A 12,718-nucleotide genomic window follows, 5' to 3' on the forward strand; every position below is an offset into this window, starting at 1 on the left:
CGATGTCAGTGGTAGGAGAGCGTTCTAAGGGCGTTGAAGCCAGACCGCAAGGACTGGTGGAGCGCTTAGAAGTGAGAATGCCGGTATGAGTAGCGAAAGATGGGTGAGAATCCCATCCACCGAATGCCTAAGGTTTCCTGAGGAAGGCTCGTCCGCTCAGGGTTAGTCGGGACCTAAGCCGAGGCTGAAAAGCGTAGGCGATGGACAACAGGTTGATATTCCTGTACCACCTCTTTACCGTTTGAGCAATGGGGGGACGCAGGAGGATAGGGTAAGCACGCTGCTGGATTAGCGTGTCCAAGCAGTTAGGCCGGTAACGAGGCAAATCCCGTTACCACACAGGCTGAGCTGTGACGGCGAGGGAAATTTAGTACCGAAGTTCCTGATTCCACACTGCCAAGAAAAGCCTCTAGCGAGGGAAAAGGTGCCCGTACCGCAAACCGACACAGGTAGGCGAGGAGAGAATCCTAAGGTGAGCGAGAGAACTCTCGTTAAGGAACTCGGCAAAATGACCCCGTAACTTCGGGAGAAGGGGTGCTCATTAGGGTGAATAGCCCTGATGAGCCGCAGTGAATAGGCCCAGGCGACTGTTTAGCAAAAACACAGGTCTCTGCGAAGCCGCAAGGCGAAGTATAGGGGCTGACGCCTGCCCGGTGCTGGAAGGTTAAGAGGAGAGGTTAGCGCAAGCGAAGCTTTGAATCGAAGCCCCAGTAAACGGCGGCCGTAACTATAACGGTCCTAAGGTAGCGAAATTCCTTGTCGGGTAAGTTCCGACCCGCACGAAAGGCGTAACGATCTGGGCACTGTCTCAACGAGAGACTCGGTGAAATTATAGTACCTGTGAAGATGCAGGTTACCCGCGACAGGACGGAAAGACCCCGTGGAGCTTTACTGTAGCCTGATATTGAATTTTGGTACAGCTTGTACAGGATAGGTAGGAGCCTGAGAAGCCGGAGCGCCAGCTTCGGTGGAGGCGTCGGTGGGATACTACCCTGGCTGTATTGAAATTCTAACCCGCGCCCCTTATCGGGGCGGGAGACAGTGTCAGGTGGGCAGTTTGACTGGGGCGGTCGCCTCCTAAAAAGTAACGGAGGCGCCCAAAGGTTCCCTCAGAATGGTTGGAAATCATTCGCAGAGTGTAAAGGCACAAGGGAGCTTGACTGCGAGACCTACAAGTCGAGCAGGGACGAAAGTCGGGCTTAGTGATCCGGTGGTTCCGCATGGAAGGGCCATCGCTCAACGGATAAAAGCTACCCCGGGGATAACAGGCTTATCTCCCCCAAGAGTCCACATCGACGGGGAGGTTTGGCACCTCGATGTCGGCTCATCGCATCCTGGGGCTGTAGTCGGTCCCAAGGGTTGGGCTGTTCGCCCATTAAAGCGGTACGCGAGCTGGGTTCAGAACGTCGTGAGACAGTTCGGTCCCTATCCGTCGTGGGCGCAGGAAATTTGAGAGGAGCTGTCCTTAGTACGAGAGGACCGGGATGGACGCACCGCTGGTGTACCAGTTGTCTTGCCAAAGGCATCGCTGGGTAGCTATGTGCGGAAGGGATAAGTGCTGAAAGCATCTAAGCATGAAGCCCCCCTCGAGATGAGATTTCCCATAGCGTCAAGCTAGTAAGATCCCTGAAAGATGATCAGGTTGATAGGTCAGAGGTGGAAGCGTGGCGACATGTGGAGCTGACTGATACTAATCGATCGAGGGCTTAACCAAAACGAAAAGCGGAGGCGACTGTTCAACTTTGAGAGACGTTGGAGAGCCGGCCATTCAAATCCTGGTTTTGGGATTTGGAGGGACGGATCGAAACGGCCGAGAGGTTAGGAGCCGAAGCTAGACAAGTCATTGGTGAATACTCGGCAAATGCTTCTTCATACATTATCTAGTTTTGAGGGAACGAAAAAATGAAATTTCCTCTTGAAAAAAACATTAAAAGAAAGTATAATCATACTTGTCTTTTGAAAATAGTCTGGTGGCGATGGCGAGAAGGTCACACCCGTTCCCATACCGAACACGGAAGTTAAGCTTCTCAGCGCCGATGGTAGTTAGGGGCTGTCCCCTTGTGAGAGTAGGACGCTGCCGGGCTGTTTACAAATACCACTTTTCCGCAGTAGCTCAGTGGTAGAGCATTCGGCTGTTAACCGAACGGTCGCAGGTTCGAATCCTGCCTGCGGAGCCATTTCCATAAAGCCCTTTTGGGAATTATGAGCTGTTGCTTCCATAGCTCAGCAGGTAGAGCACTTCCATGGTAAGGAAGAGGTCACCGGTTCGAGCCCGGTTGGAAGCTCTTTTAATGTAGACAACTAGAGTACTAGGCCCCTTGGTCAAGCGGTTAAGACACCGCCCTTTCACGGCGGTAACACGGGTTCGAATCCCGTAGGGGTCACCATAATGGAGGATTAGCTCAGCTGGGAGAGCATCTGCCTTACAAGCAGAGGGTCGGCGGTTCGATCCCGTCATCCTCCACCATATTTGCCGGTGTAGCTCAATTGGTAGAGCAACTGACTTGTAATCAGTAGGTTGGGGGTTCAAGTCCTCTCGCCGGCACCATCTTTTTTTTATAGATGGAGGGGTAGCGAAGTGGCTAAACGCGGCGGACTGTAAATCCGCTCCTTCGGGTTCGGCAGTTCGAATCTGCCCCCCTCCACCATTTATTTTTAATAAAAACACAAAAAACTGGACAAGCTATGAATGTCCTTTTTATTTTGTAATTATTGGGCTATAGCCAAGCGGTAAGGCACCGGACTTTGACTCCGTCACTCGCAGGTTCGAATCCTGCTAGCCCAGCCATTTTTGAGCCATTAGCTCAGTCGGTAGAGGATTTTAAAAGATTGCAGCATCGAAGCGTTACATCCTGAATGGCAAGCTTTTAAAATCTGCGACAAAGACCGCAGGGCTTTGAAGCACATCTGCAAATGAAGTTTAGGCATCAGAATTATATTTCGAGCCATTAGCTCAGTCGGTAGAGCATCTGACTTTTAATCAGAGGGTCGAAGGTTCGAGTCCTTCATGGCTCACTTTATAGAAAAACACAGACCTTGGGAATCGAGTCCTGAAGGTCTTACTTGTGAATATAAATATGTTTGCGGAAGTAGTTCAGTGGTAGAACATCACCTTGCCAAGGTGGGGGTCGCGGGTTCGAATCCCGTCTTCCGCTCCAAATAAATGGGGCCTTAGCTCAGCTGGGAGAGCGCCTGCTTTGCACGCAGGAGGTCAGCGGTTCGATCCCGCTAGGCTCCACCATCATACATAATACGACATTCCTTAAACCAGCATGGTTTAGGGATTTTTTATTTTATTTCACAAAACAATAAGTGGCAAAACTTAGAAAGTTACTATGGTATTTTTAGAAGCTTCTTTTTCCGGCAGCCGCATATATATACACGATTTTGTCGAGTTGAGTCATGTGTTTGAAAGCGGTTAAAATATGAGTATGAAGGGAAAGGGAGGACTTTACTATGAAAAGACAGAAATTATCGATAATTGGAATGCCAATGGATCTTGGCCAGATGAGACGCGGTGTGGACATGGGGCCAAGTGCGATCCGATATGCCGGTGTGAATGAGCGATTAAAGTGTTTATTCGAAGAAATCCATGACCAGGGCGATATTGCCATCGGCCGTCCGGAAGTTCAAATCGATCCAAAATCAAATCTTAGAAACTTGGACCTTATTGCTGAAAAAACAGAAAAACTGGGCGAAGAAGTTGATAAAGCAATAGAAAGTGGTTCTTTTCCATTAGTACTGGGCGGGGATCACAGCATCGCAATTGGAACATTGGCCGGTGTTTCGAAGCACTACAAAAATCTTGGGGTAATCTGGTATGATGCCCACGGGGATTTAAATACAGCTGAAACATCACCTTCAGGGAACATACATGGCATGCCTCTTGCGGTAAGCCTGGGAATTGGCCACCCGCTTTTAACCAATGTAGGGGGATATGCTCCAAAGGTTAAGCCAGAGAATATTGTCATTATTGGGGCAAGATCTTTGGATGAAGGAGAGCGGGAGCTTATTAAGGAAAAAGGCATTAAAGTATACACCATGCACGAAATTGACCGGCTTGGGATGACAAAGGTTATGGAGGAGTCTATTACATATTTAAAAGAAAGAAATACAGATGGTGTTCATCTGTCTCTGGATTTAGATGGGCTGGATCCGCATGATGCCCCTGGTGTTGGAACTCCGGTTATTGGAGGCATCAGCTACCGTGAAAGCCACTTGGCCATGGAGATGCTTGCAGAATCGCAGATCATTACATCGGCTGAGTTTGTAGAGGTTAACCCAATCCTGGATGACAAAAACAAAACAGCTACTGTGGCGGTCGCGCTTATGGGTTCACTATTTGGCGAGAAGCTTCTATAAATAATTGAATTAAAAATGAGCAGAACGTAAACAAGTTCTGCTCATTTTTTTGCTGTGAGTGTATAATATTTATTTAGAAGCTGATCGAGTTTTGTGCTCGTATCAACTACCGAGTGGTCTGTAAAAGAAGCGGAAGCTGTTAACTGGATCATTCTTGACCGGCATTCCTCAATATCTCTCAATAATTCCTTAACACACACCGTAATCAACCCTTTTCGATTAATTTAGTACTTTTATACCCTAAAAGGAAAAAAATAAACCAGAATAAGTAAAAATTTGCTAATATAGAAATTGAATGTTTTTTAATTAAAATGAAACCTTTTCCGCTATCGATTCGTATTATCGATTAGCCGCACTGGAGCGGAGGTAAAAAAATGGAGACAATCGTAAAGAAGAGGATAAAGCAAGTATTAAAAGGCGACCAGGATGCTTATGCTGAAGTTGTTGAAATATACAAAGATAAAGTTTTTCAGATTTGCTACAGAATGCTGGGAAACAGGCATGAGGCAGAGGATATCGCTCAGGAGGCTTTCTTAAGAGCCTATATAAACATTGCCAGCTTTAATATTGACTTGAAATTTTCCACGTGGCTCTATCGGATTGCCACTAACCTTTGTATAGACAGAATCAGAAAAAAGAAGCCTGATTATTATCTGGATGCAGAGGTCGCAGGAACGGATGGACTGAACATGTATTCTCAAATTGCTTCAGATGCGAGGCTGCCGGAGGAAGATGTAGAAAGTCTGGAACTGCAGGAAACAATCCAAAGGGAAATATCGAAGCTTCCGGAAAAATACCGTTCGGTTATTGTTCTAAAATATATTGAAGAATTATCGCTGAACGAGATCAGTGAAACGCTCGATCTTCCTCTGGGAACGGTTAAAACCAGGATTCACCGGGGCAGGGAAGCACTTAGGAATCAATTAAGATACGTTTAAAAAAGAGGGTGAGAACTTTGAAATGTCCAGCAGAAATGGTTGTTTATATGCATGAGTACCTAGATGAAGAGATCTCAGCCGAACATGAGAAGGAATTAAGGGCCCATCTGCAGAACTGTGAGGAATGCCAAATTCATTTCCATGAATTAAAGAAGACGATCGCTTTAGTCCAAAGCACTTCACATATACAGGCACCTGAAAATTTCACGGCAAACGTTATGGCGAAATTGCCCAAAGAAAAGCGGAAAGTCGGGGTCCAGCGCTGGTTCAGGCATCATCCGCTTTTAACTGCTGCATCCCTCTTTCTTGTTCTGATGATGGGAAGCGTCGTATCATCCTGGGACCAGGATCACCAACTATCAGTTTCCAAACAGCCAAACCTTGTGGTGGAGAACGATAAGGTGATTGTACCAGAAGGCGAAGTGGTAAAAGGCGATGTAGTAGTTAAGAACGGAGACTTGGAAATCCAGGGCGAAATAGACGGAAATGTTACGGTCATCAATGGCCAGCAATATATGGCTTCAGCCGGTAATGTTACCGGAGAAATCGAAGAGGTTGATGCCATTTTCGAATGGCTGTGGTACCACATCAAAAAGGCAGCCAAGGATGCTGTAAATGTATTTGAAAGCGGAGAAACAGATAAAGAGAAATAGACATAACCATAGTAAGAATCCCTGCTTTAATGCAGGGATTCTTAGTGTACTTATTTTTCCAGGTAGTGTCTGTTGTCTCAAAATTGGAATTAGCGTCAAATATGATATAATATGAAAGTTACATAAAGGAACTTTAAGCATGTATTGCTTTTGAAATATATATTTGGAGGAAGGATAATGTCGTTTGCAGATTTCTCTATTTTGAAATTGTTGGCTAATACAATAGACATTCTCCTTGTCTGGTATGTCATCTATAAACTGATAATGATTGTAAAAGGAACAAAGGCTGTCCAATTGCTAAAAGGGATTTTTGTCATTATCCTGGTCAAAGTAGCAAGCGACAAGTTCCACCTGCAAACATTAGGTTGGATGATGGAACAAGTGCTTCTTTGGGGATTTCTGGCCATCATTATCATTTTCCAGCCGGAGCTGCGAAGAGCATTGGAGCAATTGGGGAGAGGGAGATTCTTCTCAAGGACAGCTAATCAGGAGGAGGAAAATCAGGAGAAACTGGTCGAATCCATTGCTAAGGCTGTGGATTATATGGCTAAACGCCGCATTGGGGCGCTTATTTCAGTTGAGAGGGAAACAGGGCTGAACGATTATATTGAAACCGGTATTCAGCTAGATTCTAAAATTTCATCTGAGCTCCTGATTAATATATTTATACCGAATACACCGCTGCATGACGGAGCCGTTATCATTCAAAAGAATTGTGTGGCAGCAGCAGCGTGTTATCTGCCTCTGTCAGAAAGCCCATTCATCTCAAAAGAGCTCGGCACCAGACATAGGGCTGCTTTAGGTATAAGTGAAGTAACCGACAGTATTACCATTATCGTTTCGGAGGAAACAGGAAGTGTTTCCCTAACCAAAAACGGTGAGCTGCACCGTGATTTAAAAGCTGAAGCTTTTAAAGATATGCTTTCAAGTGAATTGCTTGTTCAACAGAAAATAAAGCAGACTTCTTCAGGTCTTTGGAACTGGAGGGGGAAAAAGAATGGATAAGTTAATTGATAAATTGGTAGATACCCGCTGGTTCATGAAAATTGTTGCGTTGATTCTGGCACTTTTTCTATTTGACTCTGTTTATGATGCAGATAAGGAATTAAAGGATATAAACGTTCCTGGCCAGCAGGATTCAGGCATTGTTGAAGATGTCCCGGTGAAAAGCTATTATGATACGGAAAATCTGGTCGTTACCGGTATTCCGGAAACAGTGGACTTAAGTATAGAAGGGCCAAAAAGCCATCTGGAGCAAGCTAAAAAACTGCAGAACTTTGAAATATATGTAGATTTGACAAATGCAGAAATCGGCTCTCAAAGAGTGGAAATTAAGATCCGCGATATCTCAGATAAACTTGATGTGACGATCAATCCGCAATATGCTGATGTGACAGTCCACGAAAAAGTGACCCAGGAGTTTAAAGTGGATGCAGAATTTAATAATGGCCTGCTTGGTGAGGGGTATTCAGCCGATGCGGCATCTGCGGAACCAAAGACGGTAAAAATCACAGGAGCAAAAGAAGTGATTGAGCGGATCAGCTTTGTTAAAGCAACCTTGGATGTAAAGGGACCAATAACCGAGACAATCACTGATGAAGCAACTGTCAGGGTATTGGACCGTGAGATGAATAAGCTTGATGTTATTGTGGAACCCCAAGTAATTCAAGTAACAGTGCCGGTTAAGCAGTTAAGCAAGACGGTTCCCGTTACGATCGTCCGGAAGGGGGACCCTCAAGATGGTGTTACCATTAATTCGATTGAACTCGATGTTAACGAGGCTTCCATAACGGGCCGGGAAGAAATATTAAATGAGACTGAAAGTGTCAGGGTAGAGGTGGATGTCAGCAAGATTGAAAAAGATACCGTGCTCACCTTGCCGGTTATTATCCCGGATGGCATTTCTGCAGTGGACCCTAAGACAGTGAAGGCGTCTATTGACGTTAGTACTGAGGAGAATGCAGAGAATGCAGAGAATGCTGATAGAGAAGAGGAAAACACCGAAGAGCCTGCTGAAGAAACACAGGCACAGGAACAAGAGGAAACCAAAACCTTTTCAAGCCTTTCCATCAATTTAGCCGGCTTAGCTGAAGAATATGAAGCAGTACTAAGAAATCCAGCTTCCGGACGGACAAGTATTACGGTTACCGGAAAAAGCAGCACGGTTCAGGATCTCAAAGCGGAGGATTTTAATCTATATTTGAGCCTGTCAGACCTTGGTGAAGGTGATCATGAGGTGCCAATCAATGTCGATGGCCCTTCAGGGGTGGATGTAAAACCTGCATCAGGTAATGCGACTATAACAATTACGCGAAAAGAAGAAGCTTAATATAGTTTTTAAAGTTAGAAGGAGCGATTATAAAATGGGTAAATATTTCGGTACAGATGGAGTACGAGGAGTTGCAAATAGTGAATTGACACCAGAGCTGGCTTTTAAACTGGGCCGTTTTGGGGGTTATGTATTAACGAAGGACCATGATCGTCCGAAAGTATTAATCGGCCGTGATACCCGTATTTCGGGCCATATGCTCGAAGGCGCACTGGTAGCGGGGCTTTTATCAATTGGAGCAGAAGTTATGCGCCTCGGTGTCATTTCAACGCCTGGCGTCGCTTATTTAACAAAAGCTCTGGGTGCAGAAGCTGGCGTAATGATTTCTGCATCCCATAATCCTGTTGAAGATAACGGAATCAAATTCTTTGGCCCGGATGGGTTTAAATTGTCCGATGACCAGGAAGCTGAAATTGAGGGATTAATGGATATGGCAGAAGACCAGCTTCCAAGACCGGTCGGAGGCAGCCTGGGACAGGTAAATGATTATTTTGAAGGCGGACAGAAGTATCTTCAATACTTAAAGCAGACGGTTGATGAAGATTTCTCAGGCATCCACATTGCGCTCGATTGTGCACATGGGGCCACTTCTCCGCTGGCAACACATCTATTTGCTGATCTTGATGCTGATCTTTCCATGATGGGAGCATCTCCTAACGGATTAAATATCAATGCAGGAGTCGGTTCTACTCATCCTGAGGCATTGTCTGCCTTTGTTAAGGAAAAAGAAGCCGATGTAGGTTTGGCTTTTGATGGAGATGGCGACCGTTTAATTGCCATTGATGAAAATGGCGATATTGTTGATGGCGACCAAATCATGTATATCTGTGGAAAATACATGAAGGAGCAGGGAAGACTTAAGCAAAACACAGTTGTTTCCACTGTGATGAGCAACCTTGGATTTTATAAAGGGCTTGAAGCCAACGGTGTAGAAAGTGTTCAGACAGCTGTAGGTGACCGCTATGTTGTGGAGGAAATGAAGAAGAACGGCTACAACCTTGGCGGAGAACAGTCAGGTCATATCATTTTCCTGGACTACATCACAACTGGAGATGGTCTTTTGACAGGCCTTCAGCTTGTTAACATCATGAAAGTAACCAAGAAGCCGCTATCTGAGCTTGCGAATGAAATGCAGAAATTCCCGCAGAAGCTTGTAAACATTCGTGTAACGGATAAGCATCATGTGACAGACAATGAAAAAGTGAAAGAAGTCATTGCGCAGGTTGAAGAAGAAATGAACGGAAACGGCCGGATTCTGGTACGTCCTTCCGGTACAGAGCCGCTTGTCCGCGTAATGGCGGAAGCCCCAACGGGTGAACTTTGCGCATCCTATGTAGAGCGCATCGCTGCTGTTGTTGAAAGTGAAATGGGATTAAAAGAATAAAAGCACAAATCATATGCATAAGGGAACTCCTGAACTCCCTTATGCATATTTTTATATATGGAGTTTACAGCCCCAACCAAATGGAAGGCTGGCAGCTGCCTTAACTTATCTGTTGACGGAAGTCTGACTTTGATGTATGATAATCCTGTTTTTGTATTTAGGAATACAGGACATCTTTATTCAAGAAGAGAAAGGTGGATCGTGAGAAATTAATTAAATATAAAGCGCCTGAACTGATCCTGGACGTAAGGATCAGTTGACGAGGAGGAGGTTTATCGAATGTTCGGCGGATGCCTCCCGGTTGAAAGCACAACCGATGATTTCTTCTTTAAAACATTCTGGCAACTGAATGCACAAAGAGAAGGGAATGCTAAAACTAAGAAACGCTCATTCAAGAGGCTGTAATGCCCCTGGAGCTGCGTATATAAAAAAACAGAGATAAGGGGCAGGACTGCCCCGAAAAGGCTTCTTGCCCCTTCATTATTAGGAGGAAAAGAAGTATGTGTGGTATCGTTGGATATATTGGAAACTTAGATTCAAAGGAAATTTTATTAAAGGGCTTGGAAAAGCTTGAATATAGAGGCTATGATTCAGCTGGCATCGCGGTTATGAATGATAACGGCGTTCAGGTTTTCAAGGAAAAAGGCCGTATTGCGGACCTTCGCAATATTGTTGATGAAGATGTGATGGCAAACACAGGGATCGGACACACCCGCTGGGCGACACACGGTGTTCCAAGCACAGTAAATGCTCACCCTCATCAAAGCAATTCCGGCCGTTTTACGCTTGTTCACAATGGCGTAATTGAGAACTATGACATCTTAAAACGCGAATATTTGCAGGGAGTTGCCCTTAAAAGTGATACAGATACAGAAATCATCGTTCAGCTGATTGAATTATTCGTGAACGAAGGTTCTAATACTGAAGAAGCGTTCCGCAAAACGCTGACACTTTTAAAAGGCTCTTATGCAATCGCCCTTTTGGATGCAGAAAACGCTGAAACGATTTTTGTTGCGAAAAACAAGAGTCCTCTTCTGGTTGGATTAGGTGAAACATTCAATGTAGTCGCTTCTGATGCAATGGCGATGCTGCAAGTTACAGATCAATATGTTGAACTAATGGACAAAGAAATCGTTATTGTCACAAAAGATGCTGTTAAAATTCAGACGCTGAATGGCGAGGAAATTAGCCGTGATCCGTATACGGCTGAATTGGATGCAAGCGATATCGAAAAAGGAACATATCCTCACTACATGCTGAAAGAAATCGATGAGCAGCCTTTAGTGATGCGCAAAATCATCCAGAAGTATCAAAATGAAAATGGCGAGCTGACAATCGACCAGGAAATCGTTGAAGCGATGAACGATGCAGACCGCATTTATATCATTGCTGCCGGGACTTCTTATCATGCAGGTCTTGTTGGAAAGCAGTTCATTGAAAAAATCGCAAAAATCCCAGTAGAAGTTCATATTTCAAGTGAGTTTGGCTATAATATTCCGTTGCTTTCAGAGAAGCCGCTATTTATCTTTATTTCTCAAAGCGGCGAGACAGCAGATAGCCGTGCCGTACTTGTAAATGTGAAGAAAATGGGCCATAAGGCGTTAACCATTACAAACGTTCCAGGTTCAACTCTATCACGTGAAGCAGATTACACATTATTGCTTCATGCCGGTCCTGAAATTGCGGTTGCTTCTACAAAGGCATATACAGCCCAGATTGCTGTATTATCCATTCTTGCAGAAGTTACAGCGAAGAGCCGCGGATTGGAATTGGACTTCAACCTTGTTCAGGAGCTAGGCATTGTTGCTAACGCAATGGAAGTCCTTTGCGATGCAAAGGAAGAGTTCGAGGATATAGCACGCAAATTCCTTTCTACTACACGCAATGCGTTCTTTATTGGCCGTGGGATCGACTACTATGTTGGCCTTGAAGGTGCACTTAAGCTGAAGGAAATTTCATATATTCAAGCTGAAGGCTTTGCAGGCGGAGAATTAAAGCATGGAACCATTGCTTTAATCGAGAATGGTACGCCAATCATTGCCCTGGCAACTCAAGAAAGTGTTAACTTAAGCATTCGCGGCAACGTCAAAGAGGTTGTTGCCCGAGGAGCAAACCCTTGCATCATTTCCATGAAAGGGCTGGAAACAGAAGAAGACAGCTTTATCATTCCGGAAGTGAACGAGCTATTGACACCTCTTATCTCTGTAATACCTTTACAATTAATCTCTTACTTTGCTGCGCTGCACCGTGAGTGTGACGTAGATAAGCCGCGTAACCTGGCTAAGTCGGTTACTGTGGAGTAAGGAAAGTCTGTACTGAAAATAATGCTGGATCAGTAAAGTCGGGGATGCCGAATTGAAAACTGCTGCTCCACAACATTCATACTGTCTGATCAAATAAGACCCAATCCAACTACAGGATTGGGTCTTTTTTTAATAAGAAATTGCATATCATTCAGCATTCATATAAACAGTAAAAATTTTGCCGTCTAATGTAAATAAAATGAAGGAAGTTAAGGATTTAGTCAGGATTTACAACCGTTTTCTTAAAGGGTATGATTTTTATAGATAGATAATAGATAATGGGAGCGGAATAATGAAAGAATTAACATTCAAATCTTACGACCAATTTCTCCAATTTAACGAGCATAAGGCGATGGAAAAAGCGATCATGAAAGGACTTCAAGGTGATGAGCTAGTAAAATTCAAACTTGAGTTCCTGCAAAGAGCCAAAACAATGTGGAAAGAGTATGATTGTGATCTTTGGATTCAAAAACACGGATATGTCATCATAAATGTATGGAAAGACGGCAGCGGCAAAAGAAAAGTTACGAGAGGAAGGCCAAAAAAACTTGATTCTGAAAAATATTTACACACTGTTCATGTAAGGCTGGATGAGGAAACGTATCGGCAGCTCACGAATCACTGCCAGGAGAATCAGATCGACGTATCGGAAGCTATTCGGGTTCTAATTAAAACACTATAGTGGCAAGCAAATGGGAGTTTCAACTTTTCTGTTTGAATCTCCTTTTAATGTGAGCTTCCTACTATAT

At 44.5% G+C, this 12,718-nt stretch carries 10 protein-coding genes, 10 tRNA genes and 2 rRNA genes (1 of these 22 only partly in view); 21 read left to right on the forward strand and 1 reads right to left on the reverse strand.

Annotated features, from left to right (window positions below):
• The 13 genes from AC0VZ9_RS00950 to rocF all read left to right on the forward strand — a co-directional run.
• Nucleotides 1-1,714: ribosomal RNA gene (locus tag AC0VZ9_RS00950) — 23S ribosomal RNA — on the forward strand (it extends 1,222 nt beyond the left edge of the window).
• Between the two features lie 252 nt (nt 1,715-1,966).
• Nucleotides 1,967-2,083, forward strand: a 5S ribosomal RNA gene (gene rrf, locus AC0VZ9_RS00955).
• Between the two features lie 19 nt (nt 2,084-2,102).
• Nucleotides 2,103-2,177, forward strand: a tRNA-Asn gene (locus tag AC0VZ9_RS00960).
• Nucleotides 2,178-2,212: 35 nt separating this feature from the next.
• A tRNA-Thr gene (locus AC0VZ9_RS00965) sits at nt 2,213-2,285 on the forward strand.
• 27 nt (nt 2,286-2,312) lie between these two features.
• Nucleotides 2,313-2,387, forward strand: a tRNA-Glu gene (locus tag AC0VZ9_RS00970).
• 4 nt (nt 2,388-2,391) lie between these two features.
• Nucleotides 2,392-2,467, forward strand: a tRNA-Val gene (locus AC0VZ9_RS00975).
• A gap of 5 nt (nt 2,468-2,472) precedes the next feature.
• Nucleotides 2,473-2,548, forward strand: a tRNA-Thr gene (locus AC0VZ9_RS00980).
• A gap of 16 nt (nt 2,549-2,564) precedes the next feature.
• Nucleotides 2,565-2,648 (forward strand) — tRNA-Tyr (locus AC0VZ9_RS00985).
• Nucleotides 2,649-2,713: 65 nt separating this feature from the next.
• A tRNA-Gln gene (locus AC0VZ9_RS00990) sits at nt 2,714-2,788 on the forward strand.
• Between the two features lie 154 nt (nt 2,789-2,942).
• Nucleotides 2,943-3,015: transfer RNA gene (locus AC0VZ9_RS00995), tRNA-Lys, on the forward strand.
• A gap of 68 nt (nt 3,016-3,083) precedes the next feature.
• A tRNA-Gly gene (locus AC0VZ9_RS01000) sits at nt 3,084-3,158 on the forward strand.
• Between the two features lie 7 nt (nt 3,159-3,165).
• Nucleotides 3,166-3,241: transfer RNA gene (locus tag AC0VZ9_RS01005), tRNA-Ala, on the forward strand.
• Between the two features lie 215 nt (nt 3,242-3,456).
• Complete coding sequence (gene rocF / locus AC0VZ9_RS01010) at nt 3,457-4,362, forward strand: arginase (protein ID WP_009336405.1); 906 nt, start codon at nt 3,457-3,459, stop codon at nt 4,360-4,362.
• A 41-nt stretch (nt 4,363-4,403) separates the two neighbouring features.
• On the opposite strand, the gene AC0VZ9_RS01015 is transcribed toward rocF, so the two are convergent.
• On the reverse strand, nt 4,404-4,562 hold the full coding sequence (locus AC0VZ9_RS01015; protein ID WP_019381152.1) for an aspartyl-phosphate phosphatase Spo0E family protein: 159 nt from the start codon (nt 4,560-4,562) through the stop codon (nt 4,404-4,406).
• 174 nt (nt 4,563-4,736) lie between these two features.
• On the opposite strand from AC0VZ9_RS01015, the gene sigW reads away from it, so the two are divergent.
• From sigW to AC0VZ9_RS01055, 8 genes are all read left to right on the forward strand, one after another.
• Nucleotides 4,737-5,300: an RNA polymerase sigma factor SigW gene (gene sigW, locus AC0VZ9_RS01020; RefSeq protein WP_009336403.1), complete on the forward strand. Its 564-nt coding sequence runs from the start codon at nt 4,737-4,739 to the stop codon at nt 5,298-5,300.
• A 17-nt stretch (nt 5,301-5,317) separates the two neighbouring features.
• Nucleotides 5,318-5,953 carry an anti-sigma factor family protein gene (locus tag AC0VZ9_RS01025; RefSeq protein WP_019381151.1) on the forward strand — a complete coding sequence of 212 codons (636 nt, stop codon included), beginning with the start codon at nt 5,318-5,320 and terminating at the stop codon, nt 5,951-5,953.
• 177 nt (nt 5,954-6,130) lie between these two features.
• A complete protein-coding gene (gene cdaA / locus AC0VZ9_RS01030; protein WP_009336400.1) occupies nt 6,131-6,958 on the forward strand; it encodes a diadenylate cyclase CdaA in 828 nt (275 codons plus the stop codon).
• Complete coding sequence (locus AC0VZ9_RS01035) at nt 6,951-8,282, forward strand: CdaR family protein (RefSeq protein ID WP_475396969.1); 1,332 nt, start codon at nt 6,951-6,953, stop codon at nt 8,280-8,282. Before cdaA ends, AC0VZ9_RS01035 begins: the two co-directional genes overlap by 8 nt.
• 34 nt (nt 8,283-8,316) lie before the next feature.
• Nucleotides 8,317-9,666: a phosphoglucosamine mutase gene (gene glmM / locus AC0VZ9_RS01040; protein ID WP_009336396.1), complete on the forward strand. Its 1,350-nt coding sequence runs from the start codon at nt 8,317-8,319 to the stop codon at nt 9,664-9,666.
• Between the two features lie 279 nt (nt 9,667-9,945).
• Complete coding sequence (locus AC0VZ9_RS01045; protein WP_019381148.1) at nt 9,946-10,071, forward strand: hypothetical protein; 126 nt, start codon at nt 9,946-9,948, stop codon at nt 10,069-10,071.
• 95 nt (nt 10,072-10,166) lie between these two features.
• Nucleotides 10,167-11,969, forward strand: coding sequence for a glutamine--fructose-6-phosphate transaminase (isomerizing) (gene glmS, locus AC0VZ9_RS01050; RefSeq protein WP_009336393.1), 1,803 nt, complete (start codon nt 10,167-10,169; stop codon nt 11,967-11,969).
• A gap of 292 nt (nt 11,970-12,261) precedes the next feature.
• A complete protein-coding gene (locus AC0VZ9_RS01055; RefSeq protein WP_009336391.1) occupies nt 12,262-12,651 on the forward strand; it encodes a ribbon-helix-helix protein, CopG family in 390 nt (129 codons plus the stop codon).
• Nucleotides 12,652-12,718 lie beyond the last annotated feature (67 nt).

This window comes from Cytobacillus sp. QJM3NY_8, assembly GCF_056173585.1.